The sequence below is a fragment of the Winogradskyella rapida genome (genome assembly GCF_042675845.1).
Classification (GTDB): Bacteria; Bacteroidota; Bacteroidia; order Flavobacteriales; family Flavobacteriaceae; genus Winogradskyella; species Winogradskyella rapida.
In genome coordinates, this window is sequence record NZ_JBHTKM010000063.1 from 908554 (window position 1) to 928220 (window position 19667).

At 36.5% G+C, this 19667-nt stretch carries 15 protein-coding genes; 3 read left to right on the plus strand and 12 right to left on the minus strand.

Annotation, left to right across the window (positions count from 1 at the left end):
* Window positions 1-69: 69 nt before the first annotated feature.
* The 4 genes from ACFQ13_RS11345 to bshC all read right to left on the minus strand — a co-directional run bounded on the left by ACFQ13_RS11345 (window position 70) and on the right by bshC (window position 6844).
* Complete coding sequence (locus ACFQ13_RS11345; protein WP_386117392.1) at window positions 70-1980, minus strand: LysM peptidoglycan-binding domain-containing protein; 1911 nt, start codon at window positions 1978-1980, stop codon at window positions 70-72.
* A gap of 96 nt (window positions 1981-2076) precedes the next feature.
* A complete protein-coding gene (guaA, locus tag ACFQ13_RS11350; protein ID WP_386117394.1) occupies window positions 2077-3612 on the minus strand; it encodes a glutamine-hydrolyzing GMP synthase in 1536 nt (511 codons plus the stop codon).
* Between the two features lie 259 nt (window positions 3613-3871).
* Window positions 3872-5242: a pyridoxal phosphate-dependent decarboxylase family protein gene (locus tag ACFQ13_RS11355; protein WP_386117396.1), complete on the minus strand. Its 1371-nt coding sequence runs from the start codon at window positions 5240-5242 to the stop codon at window positions 3872-3874.
* 3 nt (window positions 5243-5245) lie between these two features.
* Window positions 5246-6844 carry a bacillithiol biosynthesis cysteine-adding enzyme BshC gene (gene bshC / locus ACFQ13_RS11360; RefSeq protein WP_386117398.1) on the minus strand — a complete coding sequence of 533 codons (1599 nt, stop codon included), beginning with the start codon at window positions 6842-6844 and terminating at the stop codon, window positions 5246-5248.
* A 114-nt stretch (window positions 6845-6958) separates the two neighbouring features.
* Here bshC and ACFQ13_RS11365 point away from each other — a divergent pair, with 114 nt between their 5' ends.
* Together ACFQ13_RS11365 and ACFQ13_RS11370 are read left to right on the plus strand one after the other, a co-directional pair.
* Window positions 6959-9439, plus strand: coding sequence for a M14 metallopeptidase family protein (locus ACFQ13_RS11365; RefSeq protein WP_386117401.1), 2481 nt, complete (start codon window positions 6959-6961; stop codon window positions 9437-9439).
* 124 nt (window positions 9440-9563) lie between these two features.
* Entirely contained in the window at window positions 9564-12398 is a 2835-nt protein-coding gene (locus ACFQ13_RS11370) for a M16 family metallopeptidase (protein WP_386117404.1), read from the plus strand.
* Window positions 12399-12692: 294 nt separating this feature from the next.
* Here ACFQ13_RS11370 and rimO read toward each other — a convergent pair whose 3' ends face one another.
* On the minus strand, window positions 12693-13997 hold the full coding sequence (gene rimO / locus ACFQ13_RS11375; protein WP_386117407.1) for a 30S ribosomal protein S12 methylthiotransferase RimO: 1305 nt from the start codon (window positions 13995-13997) through the stop codon (window positions 12693-12695).
* Window positions 13998-14108: 111 nt separating this feature from the next.
* On the opposite strand from rimO, the gene ACFQ13_RS11380 reads away from it, so the two are divergent.
* A complete protein-coding gene (locus tag ACFQ13_RS11380; protein ID WP_386117410.1) occupies window positions 14109-15179 on the plus strand; it encodes a serine hydrolase domain-containing protein in 1071 nt (356 codons plus the stop codon).
* 202 nt (window positions 15180-15381) lie between these two features.
* Here ACFQ13_RS11380 and ftsY read toward each other — a convergent pair whose 3' ends face one another.
* The 7 genes from ftsY to ACFQ13_RS11415 form a co-directional block, all read right to left on the minus strand.
* Window positions 15382-16356 (minus strand): signal recognition particle-docking protein FtsY, encoded by a 975-nt coding sequence (gene ftsY, locus ACFQ13_RS11385; RefSeq protein WP_114310062.1) that lies wholly within the window; start codon window positions 16354-16356, stop codon window positions 15382-15384.
* Window positions 16357-16551: 195 nt separating this feature from the next.
* Window positions 16552-16704 (minus strand): DUF4295 domain-containing protein, encoded by a 153-nt coding sequence (locus ACFQ13_RS11390; RefSeq protein WP_008271041.1) that lies wholly within the window; start codon window positions 16702-16704, stop codon window positions 16552-16554.
* Between the two features lie 6 nt (window positions 16705-16710).
* Window positions 16711-16893, minus strand: a complete 183-nt coding sequence (rpmG, locus tag ACFQ13_RS11395) for a 50S ribosomal protein L33 (RefSeq protein WP_114310063.1) — start codon at window positions 16891-16893, stop codon at window positions 16711-16713.
* Window positions 16894-16925: 32 nt separating this feature from the next.
* On the minus strand, window positions 16926-17162 hold the full coding sequence (gene rpmB, locus ACFQ13_RS11400) for a 50S ribosomal protein L28 (protein ID WP_114310064.1): 237 nt from the start codon (window positions 17160-17162) through the stop codon (window positions 16926-16928).
* A 114-nt stretch (window positions 17163-17276) separates the two neighbouring features.
* Window positions 17277-18521: a competence/damage-inducible protein A gene (locus ACFQ13_RS11405; protein ID WP_386117413.1), complete on the minus strand. Its 1245-nt coding sequence runs from the start codon at window positions 18519-18521 to the stop codon at window positions 17277-17279.
* A gap of 145 nt (window positions 18522-18666) precedes the next feature.
* Window positions 18667-19008 carry an Hpt domain-containing protein gene (locus ACFQ13_RS11410; protein ID WP_386117416.1) on the minus strand — a complete coding sequence of 114 codons (342 nt, stop codon included), beginning with the start codon at window positions 19006-19008 and terminating at the stop codon, window positions 18667-18669.
* On the minus strand, window positions 19009-19620 hold the full coding sequence (locus tag ACFQ13_RS11415) for a fumarylacetoacetate hydrolase family protein (RefSeq protein WP_114310067.1): 612 nt from the start codon (window positions 19618-19620) through the stop codon (window positions 19009-19011).
* Window positions 19621-19667: the final 47 nt, after the last annotated feature.

A 19667-nucleotide genomic window follows, 5' to 3' on the forward strand; every position in this document is an offset into this window, starting at 1 on the left:
TAGCACCCTATTCTTAACTCCCAAGAAGGACTCTAAACTTAAGTCTGCTACACCTTTACAGCCATCTATTTAATTTGCGTCGATGATCTTAAGATTATCATATTTCACAATATAAATCGCTTCATTAATATACCCTCCAAATAAGGTTTTCTTGTATCTAAATTTATTTTCAACATACTCCGTTTCAATAGCTTCTAAGTTGCTATCGTATAGATTTTCAGCAGAAGCTAAACGCATCAGTAAATCTAAAGTAATATCGAATCCACGAGCCACATACTTACTTGGCGATACTCCATATTCTGCTCTGTAAGCTTTAACAAAACCGTTAGAGCTTGCTTCGTCGTAATCTTTACGTACTGATGGATAATGAAAATGTAAATTAGATAAGTTATTATTATCGATATCCTTACCTTCAAAAGCTTTCCCTTTATCTAGAGTTGCTAAGATAATATCTGTTTTAGGTCCTACCAATCCATTAAGCATACTAATAACGCTTGTAGAGTAATTGTAGTTATCTGTTTCTAAAAACACTAAGGTTTTGCCTGCTGAAATTACATTTTGCAAATCGGTATGATAGATAAAGAACGCATCTTTACTTTTATTCTTTTTATCTGGACGAGAATAAATAATCTTAGCATTTGGAAACTCTTGCTTAAGCGCTTCGCTACTTGTACGGTGTGCATGGTCTGAAATAATAACCACTTTTGTTTGGCTACTATCGGCTTTAACAAAATTAATCATAGCTTGACGCATTAATTTTTCTTCCGGTAGGGTTTGAAACACATTGCTAAGCAACTCACTTGGTTTTGTCATAGCCGCTATAACAGGAATATTGTCTCTTTTTAGACTCATGGCTACACGACTAAAACTCTTCTCTTCAATTGGTCCTATAACCGCATCGTAGTCTGAAAAATCATTTTCAACCAAGATATCATTGGTTTTCGCCACGTTATAACGGGTATCAAAGACTTTTAAATCTGTTGAAATCCCTAATTGCTTGGCAGAATCTAAAGCCATCATCACACCAATATGAAATTCTAAAACTGTAGACAATAAGTTATTATTCTTCATCATCTCCTTAGTCTCTTCCACCGCATCCACATCAATTCGGTCAAGACGGTAAGGCATCATTAAGGCTATTTTTTTAGTCTTAAAATTGGTAAGATTTGTTTTTAAATTGGTGGTTGAAACCGTTTCTAATTCAGAGGTCCCTTTAACAGTACCAGGAATCTTTAACACCATTCCCGCTTTTAATCCGGTTTCTTTTAATTCCGGATTTAAATGTTCAAGTTGTTCTTGAGTAAGGTTTAATTTTACCTTTAATCTGTAGAATCCTTCTTTTGGTAATACTTCATAATAGCCAAATTCAGATTCGATCTCTTTTTCTTCTTGATCTTGAATATTAGGCACGTTTAACTCATCTCCAGGCTGAATCGTATCCTTCATAAATGGATTTAACGCCTCGAGATCGGCTACAGAAATCCCAAATTTATAGGCAATTCTCCATTTGCCTTCTTTAGGTTGCACCGTGTACTTTTTAACCGTATTGGTTAAGGTTTGTTTAGAACTCACAGTTTTATAACGTGGAATTCTAATTTTATCCCCTTTTTTTAAATTGTTGGCATAAAGAAAACGGTTGGCTTTTTTAATCTCTTCTTCAGAGACCCCATACTTTTGGGTTAAACCGTATAAGGTTTCTTTACGTTTTACTTTGTGTGTTGTATATCCGGTAAGTTCTTTGCTTTCTTCTTCAATAGGCGCATTCTTAATCTTAGAATTCGGAATAATTAATACCGAATTAGGTTGAAATTTACGCTGTGCATCAGGATTTAAAGCATAGATATCGAAAGGCGTTACTAAATAGGCTTTGGCAATACTTTTAATAGTTTCTCCAGGTTGAACCGTATGCTCAATATATTTCTGTTGCGCACTTACAAACGTTGTAACCGCAATTAAAATGATAGCCAAAATTTTCTTCATAAACGCTTTCTTTATACCTACAAGGTTAAAATTAACCTTGTAGGATTTTATAGGTTTTGTTTGGTCTTTACTTAAGACTAAACAGGTCATTTAAATTTACTCCCACTCAATGGTCGCAGGTGGTTTAGAGCTGATATCATAAACAACTCGGTTTACCCCTTTTACTTTATTAATAATTTCATTTGAGGTTTTCTGTAAAAACTCATATGGTAAGTTTACCCAGTCTGCCGTCATACCATCGGTACTTTCTACCGCTCTTAAAGCGACACATTTTTCATAGGTACGCTCATCGCCCATAACTCCAACACTATTAACAGGTAATAACATTGCTCCGGCTTGCCATACCTTATCGTAAAGGTTCCAAGCGCGTAGGTTATTAATAAAAATAGCATCGACCTCTTGTAATATACGTACTTTCTCTTCCGTTAGATCTCCAAGAATACGAATTGCTAGTCCAGGCCCTGGAAAAGGGTGTCTTCCTAACAAGTGTTTATCCATATTCATCGAAGCCCCTACACGTCTTACCTCATCTTTAAATAAGGCTTTTAGAGGTTCTACGACTTTTAATTTCATAAAATCTGGTAAGCCCCCAACATTATGATGACTTTTTATCGTTGCACTTGGCCCGCCTGTCGCTGAGACACTCTCAATAACATCAGGATAAATTGTTCCTTGTGCTAACCATTTTACATCTTGTATTAAGTGGGCTTCATCATCAAAAACTTCAATGAATACACGACCTATAGCTTTTCGTTTTAGCTCTGGATCACTCAATCCTTTTAAAGCATCCAAAAAGCGTGCCGAAGCATCAACACCTTTTACATTAAGGCCCATACCTTCGTATTGCGTAAGGACGTCTTCAAATTCATTTTTACGAAGCAAACCGTTATTTACAAAAATACAGTAGAGGTTTTTACCAATAGCTTTATGTAATAACATAGCGGCTACTGAAGAATCTACCCCTCCAGATAATCCTAAAACGACTTTATCATCGCCTAATTGTTCTTGTAAACCTTCAACGGTTTCTTCTACAAAAGATTGTGGTGTCCAATCTTGTTCTACCTCAGCAATTTTTACTAAGAAATTATTTAATAGTTGGTAACCATCTGTAGAATGGTAAACTTCTGGGTGAAACTGAATCGCATAGGTTTCTTCACCTTCAATTTTATAAGCTGCATTTTCTACGTCATTAGTACTTGCTAATAAAACACCACCTGTAGGCAATTGTTTTATAGTATCACTATGACTCATCCAAACCTGACTTCCTTCGTGAATATTTTCAAAGAAAGGTTCATCAGTTTTGATGTAGCTTAAATTGGCTCTACCGTATTCTCTGGTATTAGACTCTGCCACTTCGCCACCTGAGAAATGCGCCAAATATTGTGCTCCGTAACAAACGGCTAACATTGGCTTTTTTCCTCTGATGCCTTCCAACTCGGGATGAAGCACGGCTTCTCCTCGAACGGAATTTGGGCTACCAGATAAAATAACAGCTTTAAAGCTATCAGAATCTGAAGGAATTTTGTTGAATGGATGAATTTCGCAGTAGATGTTTAATTCTCTAACGCGACGCGCAATAAGCTGTGTGTATTGCGAACCGAAATCTAAAATAAGGACTTTGTTGTGTTGCATGCGCAAAAATAACGATTGATTTTGAAATTTTCGATTTACGAATTACATAAAATTTCAAAAAATATTAAATAATTAAAAAACAATATATTATAGGTTTTATTTTAAAACCCGCTTTTAAGCCTATTCGGCTTGTATTAACTTAGTTATAATCGGTAATGACTTTAAGAATTAAAGCCCTATACTTCATATAATTTTGAAATACCAAAGCCGTTAGCCATGCCAAACACAACTAACGGCTTTAAGACTAAAACTACAGCGGTTATTCCATAGTTTCTAAAATCATTTCTATATCCCGTTCCGTAGTATCCGGATTGATAAAGCAGAAACGAGAACAGGTTTCAAAAGTATCGCCATTTTTCCATTTTGTAGGTGTTACTAATGCGAATCCTTTTTTATGATTCTCGTAAGTCCAATGCGTATAATCTTCCGGCTCCCATCCTATTCTTCGGTATAACACACAAGACAGACTTGGCTCTCTCACCAATTCTAATTTAGGATGTGCTTCTATTAAACGGCCTGCTATCTGTGCCAATTCTAATCCACGTTCTACCGCTTCTTTATAACGATCTGTACCGTGTGTTGCTAAAGAGAACCATAACGGTAACCCTCTAACACGTCTTGTTAATTGAATTTGATAATCGGTAGGGTTAAATCCGTGAGCTCCTTCATCTTTAAAAATCTCTAAATAAGAGCCTTGTTGCGAATGTGCATTTTTGGCCAATTCCATATCTCTATAAAGTACGGCTCCACAATCGTAAGGTGAAAACATCCATTTATGAGGATCAATGGTAATACTATCGGCACGCTCAATCCCTTTAAAAAGATGACGTACAGAGTCTGCCACTAAGGCACCACCACCATAAGCGGCATCAATATGAAACCATAAATTTTGAGCTTCACAAACGTCTGCTACACTTGACAGATCATCAATAATCCCCGCATTCGTTGTTCCACCTGTAGCCACTACCGCAAATAAACATTTACGTTGGTGCTCGGTTAAAGTTGCAATAGTTTCCTCTAGCATGGCTCCTGTAAGATGCTCTTCAGAATCCACCAAAATAATATCAACATCGGCAACTTTTGCCATGGCTTTAATAGAAGAATGCGCTCCTATAGAGGTAATAATTAATCCTTTCTCCCCTTTAAATTCTGCATTTTCTCTCCAATGTTCTCTTGCCGTAACTATAGCCGATAAGTTTGCTGCTGTTCCGCCACTTGTAAAGACTCCGAAAGCCCCTTCTGGCATCCCTGTTAAAGAGACAATCCAACTCATAGCTTCGTTTTCACAGAATATTCCACCAGCGCCTTCCATCCAATACGCCCCGTGTATACTTGACGCTGACGTTATAAGATCGAACATGATGGCTGCTTTTGTTGGCGATGCCGGTACAAAGGCCAAATTTCGAGGGTGATCTACAGGAACGTTGGTCTTCGCCAAGTGTTCTTTCCATAAATTAAAAGCGTATTCGCCGCCGACGCCTTTTGGAGTTACGGTATCACCGACTAAGGCTTTTAAATCTTCCGATTTTCTAGGTTTTCCAATTTGATGTTCTGTTGCTGAAACTCTTCCGATGACATATTTCATGACATCTAGAGTCATCTCAATCAAATCAATATCAATGTGATGCATTAATTATTTTAAATTTAATATTAAAAATTCGCCTTGAAGTGGTTTTAAGGCTTTGGTTAGTTCGGGTATCAGTTGGTCGCCGTATTCTAAATACAATTCTGAAAAATTGGTATTTCGTTCTTGTAAACTTTGACCTGGAAACAAGGCTTCTTGCAGAGCGGTACAGCGTTCTATTTGGTCTGCAAGCTTTCGTTTTTGTGCTTTTAATAAGCGCTTTTCAAGATGTTGTAATCCTTTTATTTGTTTGACTTCTTGCGATTTTACGGCCCCCACAAAAGATTGATCTGTTTGCTCCGCTAAATCATAAAGGGCTTTAAACTGCGTCTCTAAATGCTTTACCTGTTCAGAAAAATCGATATCTATATTAGAAATTTTACGCACTTTCTTGTTAATGAAAGAATGGCGATCTAAGAACAAATCGCGATTAGAAATCTGTAGTCGTTCTAATTTTTCTGCTTGCTTTTCGGACTTTATTAAGGCTGAGTTTCGTAATAACAATATAGGAAAAGTGACATTTTGAGCTTCAAAATTGGCCTTTAATTGCAACCAATAAATCATTTCTCCGCCACCACCAATATAACAAAGGTTGGGTAAAATAACTTCCTGATATAAAGGTCTCATGATCACGTTTGGAGAAAAACGCTCTGGATAAGTTTCTAAATGCTGAAGCAATTCGGGTTCCGTCCATTTAAAATCAGATTCTAAAACAGAATATTCCCCATCCTGTTCTACAATGCGTTCTCTTAAGCCATCTTTGATATAAAATAAGTTGATTTCTCTAGGATTAACTTGAATGGTTAAGTTTAGATCTTCAAGCTTTTTATTGGTTTCAGCAACCTCTTTAAACGCCGTTTGATCTAATAACTCCTTTTTCATTTGCGGTATAAATAAGCGTTTTAAAGCTTTGTCATCCGCATCTATAATTACTAAACCTTGATCTGCAAATAAGGCATTGGCTAAATACCGTGTGGCATCAGCGAGATTATCATGGTTAAGATAGGCCTCTTTAAACCATGTTTTTAATTGTTCTGCATGTTTTCCGGGTCCAAATTCGGACGCAATAACATTGTAAACGGCCTCTAAGCCTTCGGTATTAAAATGTCCAACCGCTCCGGTTTGCTCAGAATTCCACTGTATTTTTTTTCCTTTAAAGTTGAAATAATTGATTTCTTCAAAATCATGATCTTCAGAAGCCATCCAATACACCGGCACAAAATCATACTTAGGATAAGCCGCTTTTAGCTCTTTACTTAAGTTGATGGTAGAAATAATTTTATACAGGAAATAAAGCGGACCTGTAAATAAATTCAATTGATGTCCCGTGGTAATCGTGAAGGTCGTTTCTGAATTAAGCAGCGAAATATTTTCCGTCGTGGCCTCAGAAGCTTGAACATCTTCATATTGCTGTTTTAAACTTTCTACCAAAACGCTTCGAGACTGTGGTGTTATAGTTCCCTGTTTCTCTTCTAACTGTGCTTTAAAGTTCTCTAATTTTGGAAATCGATGATAGAAGCCTTTTAACTCGGGGTTCTCATCGAGATAATCACAAATAAAGTCTGAAAAATAATGGGTTTCCCTAAACGGAATACAGTCGGTTGGCATACAAATTATTTATTTGGGCATAAATATACTGCACTTCTATTTTTTAACTACTAATTTTTAGTTAATTCAGCCGAGCAATGTATATTTACTAGCTTGTAATTAATCCGCTATTCCATGCAAAAACTTATGCTAGCACTCGTTGTGCTTTTTACCTTTCAACTGTCCTTAGTGTCTCAAAACCTGCAATCGCCAAGCGAATTCCTAGGTTACCCTATTGGAAGTCAATTTAGTAGAAACCATCAAATTGTCGATTATTTTAAGGCTGTCGCAGCAGCACGCCCTAAACAAGTAAAATTTGAATCTTACGGAACCACCAATGAACGTAGAGCTTTAAACTTAGCGTACATCTCTAGTGAAGAAAATATAAAGAATTTAGAAACCATTAGAACCAATAATTTAAAAAACATTGGCCTTTTAGATGGAAAGGCTACGTCCTCTGAGGTTGCTATTGTCTGGTTGAGCTATAATGTGCACGGTAATGAAGCTTCTAGCTCTGAAGCTGCAATGTTAACCTTGTATAATTTACTTACCAAACATAACGACCTGCTTAAAAATACGGTCGTTATTATCGATCCTTCTGTAAATCCTGATGGTCGCGATCGTTATGTGAATTGGTACAACCAAACTGCCGACAATATCTATAATACAGATGCCCAAGCTAGTGAACATCAAGAGCCATGGCCTGGCGGAAGACCCAACCATTACCTTTTTGATCTTAACAGAGATTGGGTTTGGGCGACACAAGTAGAAACACAGCAACGCCTTAAAGTTTATAACCAATGGATGCCGCATGTGCATGTTGATTTTCATGAACAAGGTATAAATGAGCCTTATTATTTTGCACCTGCCGCAGAACCTTTTCATGAAATCATAACCGATTGGCAACGCGATTTTCAAACTGAAATTGGAAAAAATCATGCGAAATACTTCGATGCTGAAGGTTGGTTATTTTTCACTCGAGAACGTTTCGATTTGTTTTACCCAAGTTATGGAGATACTTACCCAACCTATATGGGCGCTATGGGTATGACTTACGAACAAGGAGGGCATGGTAGAGCCGGTTTAGGGATTCTTAACGATGAAGGCCATATTTTAACTTTAGTAGAACGCCTTACTCACCATACAACAACGGGACTTTCTACTATAGAAATGGCTTCAAAAAATGCAAAACAACTCAATACCGAATTTAAAAAGTTCTTTAACAATGCCTCGCTTAACTATAAAAGTTACGTGGTTCAAGGAGAAAGCAATCACATTAATAGCCTAAAGGAGCTATTAACTACTCATCAGATTCAATTTGAAAAACCTGAGGCCGATAAAGTTTCAGGCTACCAATACAGCACTGGAAAGAAAGGTCAGATGACGATTAACAATTCGGCTTTAGTGATCCATAGCGATCAACCAAAAGGTAAGATGGTTAAAGTCCTTTTTGAACCTAATGCCAAACTTTCAGATTCATTAACTTACGATATCACGGCTTGGTCCCTACCCTATGCTTATGGTTTAGAAGCTATAGCCAGCACTATAAAAGTGAAGAGCAACACCAACTTTACGACTAAAAATCAACCTGCCTTAAACGATGCTTATGGTTACGTCAGTGCTTGGAATAGCATGAATGACGCTCAGTTTTTAGCGGAATTATTACAACAAAACTTTAAGGTGCGCTTTACTGAAAAACCGTTCCGCTCAAAAGACAGCAAGTTTGAACGCGGTTCACTCATTATTACAAAAGGCGATAATAAGCATATTGAAAATGCCGTATCACAATTACAACGTATTGCTAAAACCTTTAATCAAGAGTTAACTGAAATTCATTCAGGATTTTCTCAAACCACACCAGATATAGGCTCTCCAGATATTAAATTAATCAACAAACAAAAGGTTGCTGTACTTTCTGGAGAAGGTACCTCTTCTTTAAGTTATGGCGAAGTGTGGTATTTCTTTGAACAAGATTTACACTACCCTTTAACCTCAATAAACACGGCTCATTTAGCCCGCACCAATTTAGATGCTTACCATGTGCTTATCCTTCCTAATGGGAATTATAGAAACGTTCTGAGTGAAAAAACCATGACGAAACTAAAAGACTGGGTACGTTCTGGAGGAAAATTGATTGCCATAGACGGCGCTTTAAGAAATTTTGATAGGGATGAAGATTTAAATTTAAGCTCTAAACGATCAGAAAACAATACGGAAACACCACTATTGACTTCTTATGCTGACCGCGAGCGTGCCTACAGTAATCATTTAATTACGGGAGCGATTTTTAAAGCTAAAGTAGATAACACCCATCCTATGGCCTTTGGATATGAGCAAGACTATTTCACCTTAAAACAAGGAAGTCACAATTATAATTTACTTAGCAAAGGTTATAATGTGGCGTATTTAAATAACACCCAAGTTTTTTCTGGTTTTGCCGGACAAGAGGCTTTAAAGCAATTAGACCAAACTTTAATTTTTGGCGAAGAGCCTTTTGGAAATGGAAGTTTTATTTACATGGTAGACAACACGCTTTTCAGGAATTTCTGGGAAAATGGAAAACTCTTTTTAGCGAATTCTATTTTTATGGTGAATAATAACGCTTTTGAATTGTAGTCGCGTTTTCAACTCAAACAATACCGTCTTATAAAAGGACGAACACGTTTATTTTTTAAGATATAAAACCAACCTAAATACGGAACGGACTTAAAAATCAGCAGTTCCTTAAACTCTAATATTTATGAAACACCTTAAATCAAGTTTTTTATGTCTATGGGTCCTTTTCGGACTATGGTCTTGCCAAGAGGCAACGGAGAAACCCGTACAAGACACAGAAGAAAACTTTAAAGTCGATTTTGAAAAATTTACGCTAGACAACGGTTTACAAGTCATCCTTCACGTAGATCAATCAGACCCTGTGGTGGCTGTTGCCTTAACGGCTCACGTAGGATCAGCACGCGAAAAAGAAGGCCGCACAGGCTTTGCCCATTTATTTGAACACTTACTTTTCTTAGAATCTGAGAATTTAGGTAAAGGAGGTTTAGACCAAATGAGTGCTCGTATAGGAGGCTCGGGTGCAAACGGCTCTACAAGTCGCGATCGTACCAATTATTTTCAAACCGTCCCTAAAGATGCTTTAGAAAAAATGATTTGGGCTGAAGCTGATAAACTAGGCTACTTTATCAATACTGTAACTGAACCTGTTTTAGCCAAGGAAAAACAAGTGGTTAAAAACGAAAAACGCCAACGTGCAGATAACCAACCTTACGGGTTTAATTCTAGCGTTATCAATAGTAACTTATATCCTGAAGGACATCCTTACAGCTGGGAAGTTATTGGATCTTTAGAAGATTTACAGAATGCCACCTTAGATGATGTTAAAGAGTTTTACAAACGCTGGTATGTACCTAATAATGTGACTTTAACTATTGCTGGAGATATTGATGTGGCACAAACCAAAGCCTGGGTAAAAAAATACTTTGATGAAATTCCTAAAGGTGAAGCGATTCCTAAAATAGAAAAACAACCCGTGACTTTAGACGCCACAAAGAAATTATACTATATCGATAATTTTGCGCAATTACCACAACTCACAATGGCATGGCCAGGAGTACCGGAGTATGATAAAGACGCTTATGCCTTAAGTGTTTTAACGAATTATTTAGCACGAGGTAAAAAAGCGCCACTTAACAAAGTGCTTATTGACCAAGAGCAGCTGACCAACCGTGTTAGTTTCTATCAAAACAATGCTGAAATTGCCGGACAACTTATGTTAAATGTTACCGCTTTTAGTGGCAGTAACCTAAATGATGTTGCTGTAGCCATAGACAAGGCTTTTAAGGATTTTGAAACCCATGGTATTTCTGAAAGTGATCTTAACAGAATTAAAGCAGGACAAGAAACAGATTTCTACAGCGGACTTTCTAGTGTTTTAGGAAAAGGATTTCAGTTAGCACAATATGAAATTTTTGCCGGTGACCCTGACTATATTAACCAAGATGTAAAACACATCTTAGCGGTAACTCCGGAAGATGTAATGCGTGTGTACCAAACTTATATTAAAGGTAAACCATATATCGCGACTAGTTTTGTTCCTCAAGGACAGCAAGACCTTATACTAGAAAACTCAGAATTAGCGCAGGTGGTTGAAGAGCAAATTATAGAAGGTGCTGAAGATAGCTTTGATGCCAGTGTTGCAGCGGACTACGAAAAAACTCCGAGTTTATTTGATCGCTCTCAGGAACCGCCTTATGGAGCGAGTCCGGATTTAGTGATCCCAAAAGTGTGGAAACAAGACTTAAGTTCAGGGCTAAACGTATATGGTATTGAAAATACTGAAGTTCCTTTAGTTGAATTTGAATTGGAAATTAAAGGCGGATTACTTCTAGAATCTATTGAGAAGGTTGGAGTTTCCAATCTTATGGCCAAATTAATGAGTAAAGGCACGCAAAGCAAAACTCCTGAAGCATTAGAAAATGCCATTGAAAGTTTAGGAGCTCAAATTTATAGCTATGCCAACAGCAACAGCGTTACCATTGCCGGAACCACCTTAGCAAAACACTTTGATGCCACAATGGCTTTAGTAACGGAAATGCTACTAGAACCACGTTGGGATGAAGCCGAATTTAGGTTATTAAAACAAAGTACGATTAGTAATATTCAACGCCAAAAAGGAAATCCTAATAGTATTGCTTCGCAAGCCTTTGCAGAACAAGTTTATGGTGAAGATCATATTTTAGCCTACAATCCACAAGGAACTGAAGCTTCTGTAAATGCTATTACCATTCAAGATTTAAAAGACTATTATACGGAAAAACTAAGCCCTCAGTTGACTAATTTTCATGTGGTTGGTGCAATTTCTAAAACACAAGTTGTAGAGGCTTTAGAACAACTGAATACCAAATGGGACTCTAAAACGGTAAACCTCCCTGACTTACCAACACCAGAATATCCGGAAACCTCTAAAGTTTATTTTTATGATGTTCCTGGAGCAAAACAATCGGTTATAAAATTTGGTTACCCTTCATTAAAGGCAACTGATAGCGATTATTATGCTGCTACAGTAATGAATTACCGTTTAGGTGGCGGAAGTTTTGCTTCGCAATTAACACAAGAATTACGTGAAGGGAAAGGGTATACCTATGGTATTCGTTCTAGGTTTGATGCTGATGCTTACAGTGGTCAATTCACCATTAATAGTAGTGTAAGAACAAATGTGACTTACGAATCGGCCGCCCTCGTAAAAACTATTTTAGAAAATTACGGGCCTAACTATAACGCTAAGGATTTAGAAATTACAAAAGGATTTACCTTAAAAAGTAGTGCTCGCGCTTTTGAAACTTTAGGATCTAAATTACAAATGCTTAGTAAGATTAGTAACTTGGGTTACGCTGACGATTATGCAAAACAACGCCAAAGCATTGTAAGAAACCTTACGGTAGACGATGTAAAGGCCTTGATTGAAACTTACATAAAACCCAATAAAATGATATATGTAATTGTTGGAGATGCTAAAACGCAACTCAGCAAATTAGAAGCCTTAGATTTTGGAGCTCCTATTCTATTAAATCCATAAGAAGATAAACTTAGTATAGCTTCTAAAATAAATAAGCCCATTCTAATACAATATAGAATGGGCTTATTTTTTGTTTTCATTTATGCTTTTCAATAAAACTTGTTGCGTTTAAATCGACTATCAATTCAGCATTATAAATAAATTAGCTATGTAATGCCAATTGATATAGCAAAGCTGCTATAACGAGATATGCAAACAGCATGATCAGTCGCATTTGGTTTCTTCTTATAGGAGTCATAAAAAAGTATTTTGATAATACTTAGACTCAAAAACCAAACTAAAGTCACACTTTATTTAACTGACAACCTCACCATATAGGTCAAAATCTTCAGCTTCAATAACTTTAATCTTAGCAAATTCTCCTGTTTTTAAATACGTTGTAGAAGCGTCAATTAAAACTTCGTTATCCACGTCTGGAGAATCAAATTCTGTTCTTCCAACAAAATAATTTCCTTCTTTTCTATCGATAACCACTTTAAATTCTTTTCCTATTTTCTCTTGATTTAACTCCCAAGAAATTTGAGATTGAATTTCCATGATTTCATTAACACGTTCCATTTTCACATCTTCAGGAACATCATCTTCAAGATTATAAGCGTGTGTATTTTCTTCATGCGAATAGGTAAAACAACCTAAACGCTCAAAACGCATCACTTTAACCCAGTCTCTAAGCAACTCAAAATCTTCTTGAGTTTCACCAGGATACCCAACAATTAACGTTGTACGTATGGTCATTTCTGGCACTTTAGCTCTAAAATCTCGAAGTAACTTTGTGGTTTTAGCTTCTGTAGTTCCACGACGCATACTCTTTAAGATAGCATCAGAAATATGTTGTAACGGAATATCTAAATAGTTACAAACTTTAGGCTCACGTTTCATGACATCTAAAACATCCATCGGGAAACCTGTTGGAAATGCATAATGCAAACGGATCCATTCTATACCTTCAACCTTCACTAAATTTTCTAGTAATTCCGCAAGGTTTCTCTTCTTATAGATATCTAAACCGTAGTAGGTTAAATCTTGAGCAATAAGAATTAATTCTTTAACGCCATTAGCGGCTAATTTTTCAGCTTCAATAACTAACTCTTCAATAGGTGTACTCTTATGTTTTCCACGCATTAAAGGAATGGCACAAAAACTACAAGGTCTATCACAGCCTTCAGCAATTTTTAAGTACGCATAATTTTTAGGTGTTGTAGTTAAACGTTCCCCAATAAGTTCATGCTTATAATCGGCACCAAGTGCTTTTAATAAACCTGGTAATTCTGTAGTTCCAAAATACTGATCTACATTAGGAATTTCTTTTTCTAAATCTGGCTTATAACGCTCGCTTAAACATCCTGTTACAAAAACCTTATCAACCTCTCCTTCTTCTTTTTTCTGCATGTACTCCAAAATGGTGTTCACACTTTCTTCTTTGGCATTATTGATAAATCCGCAGGTATTAATCACCACGACGTTACCTTCTTGCTCGTGGACTACTTCTTTTCCACTTGCTTTCAACTGCCCCATTAACACTTCGCTATCGTAAACATTCTTACTACAGCCTAAGGTTATCACGTTGATTTTATTCTTTTTAATGGTCTTTGTTCTCATGCTTATTTATAAATCAGTTTGCAAAGATACGGAATGATTTACGAAAATTGGTTGCTCCTTAGCTCAATTAAACGTTTTGTATCTTGAAGAGTCTAATAAAAAACCCAATTTATGAAACCAATCTATACGCTTATATTAGGGGTCTGCCTTCTAGGTGTTCTATCGTGCTCTACAGATGACTCCTCTGTTACAGCACCTTCAACTGATCTTTATTTTCCGCCTAATAATTCTGATACTTGGGAGACCACTGCCGCAGAAGACTTAAATTGGGACACGAGCCAATTGCCTGATTTATTAGCATTTTTAGAAGAAAAGAACTCAAAAGCTTTTATCATATTACACCAAGGAAAAATCGTCGAAGAGCATTATTTTAATTCCCACAACAGTACCACGCCTTGGTATTGGGCAAGTGCCGGAAAAACATTAACGGCCGCGGTTACGGGTATTGCTGAAGCAGAAGGTCTAATTGACCTTCAATCTAAAGTTTCTGATTATTTAGGAACAGGATGGACCAATGCGCCTAGTGACAAAGAAGCCCTTATTACAAATGAACATCTCTTACAAATGACCTCTGGTTTAGATGACGGTCTAGGTGATGGTACTTCGCCAAGTGATTTACAATATCTTGAAGATGCAGGACAACGTTGGGCGTATCATAATGTGTACGTCAAACTACAAGATGTTATTGCAACGGCAAGTCAAGAGACTTGGTCTAATTACTTTAATGGTGCGTTAAAAACTAAAATAGGAATGTCGGGGGCTTGGTTAAGTGCAGATGACTTTAATGTGTATTGGAGTACAGCACGAAGTATGGCACGTTTTGGACTCTTATCTTTAGCCAATGGCAATTGGAATGGCGATCAAATTGTTCCCGAATTGTTTATGTATGATGCCACTCACGCCACACAAACCATCAATGAAGCTTATGGCTACTTATGGTGGCTAAACGGAAGTGGTACTTATCGCTTACCCCAAACGCAATACGAATTTCAAGGCGCGTTAATTCCCAATGCACCTAGTGATATGTTTGCGGCTCTAGGAAAAAATGATCAAAAGATTTATGTAATTCCAAGTCAAGAATTAGTCATTATAAGAATGGGTGAGGCTGCTGATGAAGAAAATTTCGCCCTGTCAAATTTTGATAACGAGCTTTGGGAGAAACTTAATGCCTTTATAAATTAGGGCCTTTTGAGATGAATTCTCGACTACCGTTACCCGATTAGTTAACAAGTATGTCCTAGCGTTTCAAGGTTTGAAGTCAGTAGCTATACCGTGTATGCCAATAATTGTCCTTACACCAGAAAGTGATAAAACGTAAACCGGTCCTTTCAGTTTAAAGCGTTAACATTTTAAACTGAAACAACCGGACGATATAAAGTATTTTTTATTTGAAGAAAGAATCGACGAATTCATATTTATTAAAGACTTGTAAGTCTTCAATGCCTTCACCTACTCCAATATATTTTACAGGAATTTGGAATTGATCACTAATACCAATAACAACACCACCTTTTGCGGTCCCATCTAATTTGGTTACGGCTAAAGAGGTCACTTCGGTTGCGGCTGTAAATTGTTTAGCTTGTTCAAAGGCGTTTTGACCTGTAGATCCGTCTAAAACTAACAAGACATCATGCGGCGCGTCTCCGACTACTTTTTGCATCACACGTTTTACCTTAGTCAACTCATTCATTAAGTTAATCTTGTTATGTAAACGTCCTGCGGTATCAATAATAATAACATCTGCATCTTGACTCACTCCAGATTTAAGCGCATCAAAAGCTACAGAAGCGGGATCAGATCCCATTTCTTGTCTAATCATAGGCACCTCTACTCGATCTGCCCATACTTGTAATTGGTCTATAGCGGCCGCTCTAAATGTATCTGCAGCACCAAGAACCACTTTTAAACCTTGTTTTTTAAATTGGTAGGCTAATTTTCCAATCGTTGTTGTTTTTCCTACACCGTTAACACCAACCACCATAAGCACGTAAGGGGTTTTAGAACCATCGGCTTGTTTAGGAAGTTGAGGAATAACATAATCGGTTTCTTCTCCAGATTTTGTTTCCGATAAAAGCGCAGCAATTTCTTCTCTTAAAATCTTATTAAGTTCTGAAGTTCCTAAGTATTTATCTTGCGCAACACGCGCTTCAATACGGGTAATAACTTTTAATGTGGTATTGACACCAACATCACTAGTCACTAAAATTTCTTCAAGATTATCTAAAACGTCATCATCAACTTTAGACTTTCCTGCAACCGCTTTATTAAGTTTAGTAAAGAAAGAGGTTTTAGATTTTTCTAAGCCTTTATCTAAGGTCTCTTTTTTTTCAGAGGAGAATATTTTTTTAAAAAAACTCATTTGTATAATTCTATTTATACAACACTTAGACAGAAGTATGAATTCTGTTTTAATCGTATTGTTATTCAATTTTGTAACAAACAATAATCTTGCCGATAACAATTTACTGTTAACTTGTCAGACGTTTTCAAATATAAACATAAAAAAACTGCTTTCAAATGAAAGCAGTTTTATAAATCTCTATAGAAATAAAGATTATTTTTTGTTTAAAAAGTCATTGACAAATTCTGGTGCCATTACTGATTCTACAAACATGTAAGCTCCAGTTTTAGGTGACTTCACCATTTTTATCGCTTTTGTCAAACGCTTTGATCCTGTCTGTAAAGACGCTACTGATTTCTTTGCCATGATTTATTATTTTATCTCTTTATGAACTGTCATACGCTTAAGGATAGGATTAAATTTCTTAATCTCCATACGATCTGGCGTATTCTTCTTATTTTTTGTTGTAACATATCTTGATGTTCCTGGTTGACCAGAAGCTTTGTGCTCTGTGCACTCTAAGATAACTTGTATTCTATTTCCTTTTTTTGCCATTGTAAATCGACTTAAGCGTTAACTAAACGCTATTATTTATAAAATCCTTTTGCTCTAGCTTCTTTTAACATCGCATCGATACCAATCTTGTTGATTGTTTTTAACGCTGATGTTGAAACTTTTAATGTTACCCACTTATCTTCTTCAGGAATATAAAAACGTTTCTTAATCAAGTTTGCATCAAACTTGCGTTTAGTTTTATTCATTGCGTGAGAAACATTGTTTCCAACCATCGCTTTCTTCCCAGTAAGTTCACAAACTCTTGACATTGTATTCTTTCTTTAGGTGTATTATTGTTTTCTGTTTACTCCAAATCCAATAATGGATATTTTAAACAAGGGTGCAAATTTAATAAAAGTTTGCGTTTCAACAAATATAAATCACTACTTTTTTAAAATTTCTTTTTGAAGCATGCTAAAAGCCTTATTTGTGGCCCTACCAATCACGTTTTCACGATGCTTTCCGAAGTTAAATTCTTCAGATATAACATAGTCTTTTGTGGCAATGGCAATATGTACGGTTCCCACTTCGGCATCCGAGTCGCCTTTTGCAGGTCCGGCATTACCCGTGGTGCTTATGGCATAGTCGGACTCAAACATGTTTCTTATATTTTGCGCCATAGCTTCTGCCACGGCCTTACTTACTACTGAATGCTCTTCTATGAGTGCTTCAGGAATTCCTAAAAGTTTCACTTTAGAAGCCGTTTCGTACGGGACTAAACCTCCTTTAAAGAATGCTGAAGATCCTGCATTAGCAGTAAAGGACTGACTAATAAATCCTCCTGTACAACTTTCTGCCACGGCCAAAGTTTTCCCAATAGCAATTAAACGCTGTCCTATAAGGGCTTCTATAGATCGGTCTTCTTCATACCCCACAAAAACATCTTCAATTTGAGGCAATAGTAAATTGACTTGGCGTTGTACTTCTTCTTCTACAAGCACTTTATCTTCTGCCTTTGCAGACAAACGTAAGCGTACACGCCCTAAACTCGGTAAGTACGCCAGTTTTATATAATGCGGTAAATTATCTTCCCAAGCTTCTATACGTTCTGCCAAAGCACTTTCTCCAAGACCATAGGTCAATATGGTTTTATGCATGATGTAAGGAAACTTAAACTGCGCTCTTAAATTAGGAATAACCTGCTCGGTTATTAAGGCTTTCATTTCAAAAGGTACGCCGGGTAAAGAGACAAATACTTTTCCATTCTTTTCTAACCACATTCCTGGGGCCGTACCATTATGGTTCATTAAGACCTTAGACTTAGAAGGTACTAAGGCTTGGTGTTTATTAACGGTTAATAAAGGCGACTTATATTTTGAAAAAATACGTTCTACATTTTCTAAAACGTCTTGGTCTTCGACTAAAACATCATCAAAATATTCACAAATGGTGTGCTTAGTGATATCGTCTTTAGTAGGTCCGAGACCTCCGGTAACAATAATGATATCGGCATTTTCTTCGGCTTCTTTAAGCGCTTTTAAGATATGAGATTTTTCATCTTGAACGGAAGTAATTTGATAAATTGAAATTCCTATTTTATTAAATTCCTTTCCTAGAAATGCTGAGTTTGTATCAACAATCTGTCCGATTAGGATTTCATCACCAATCGTAATTATTTCTGCTTGCATGGGGTAAGTTCTGTTATTTTCTTTTCAAAAGAAGGTCTGCTTACAAAGCTTAAAATACATTTAGCGATGGTAATTTATTAAAGGGATCACCGCTATAATAGCCTAAAGTAAGCCTAAAACTATTTTGAAAATTGTAGCCTAGGGCTTAAAGTCCGAAATCGGCTTTAATTTCATTGGTTGCATTTTCTACTGCGGTAAGTACCGTTTGTAGTTCTGCGGTAATGTCTTTTTCAGTTTGCTCAAATTTCCCCCAGTCTTGAACTTCAATTAAGGTTTCTAAAACTCCTAATTCAAATAAATCTACCGTAGGTTTCATTTTATGCGCAGCCTGATACACATCTTTATAATCTTTTTTTGGTACTCCAACTTTTAAACGCTCGGCGTCTACAGGAACTTCTTCCAAAAATGCTGCTGCAATGGCAGATACGAAATCTTCATCATTATCAGCTAACTCTCGTACACGATCTAATTTATAATATTGTGACATTTATTTAATTTTTATTGAAAACATTTCCTCGTCCTCAAGGTATCCTTTTAATTGATCTTCTGCAAACACTTTACCGACACCTGCTGGCGTTCCTGTAAATATAATATCTCCAATTTTTAACGTAAAATATTGAGAGACATACGCGATGAGTTCATCAATTTTCCAAAGCATAAGCTCTGTATTTCCTTCTTGGACGACTTCTTCGTTCTTTGTTAATTTAAAGGAAAGGTTATCTACCGACGTCAATTGCGTTTTTGGTAACCATTTCCCTACTACTGCTGCCCCATCAAAAGCTTTTGCTTTTTCCCAAGGTAAGCCTTTTGCTTTTAACTGCGCTTGTAAATCTCGCGCTGTAAAATCAATTCCTAAACCAATTTCATCATAGTATTTGTGTGCAAACTTTTTAGCGATGTGTTTACCCACTTTATTAATTTTCACTAAGACTTCAACTTCATGGTGTACTTCATCAGAAAAATCTGGAATAAAAAATGGTTGTTTCTTCAACAAAATAGCGGTGTCTGGTTTTAAAAACACGACCGGATCTGTTGGTTTTTCATTTTCTAGTTCGTTAATGTGATCGGTATAATTACGACCTATACAGATTAGTTTCATATAGCTATGCGTCCTATTCGGATAGAAATTTTATTAATTTTTAAGCC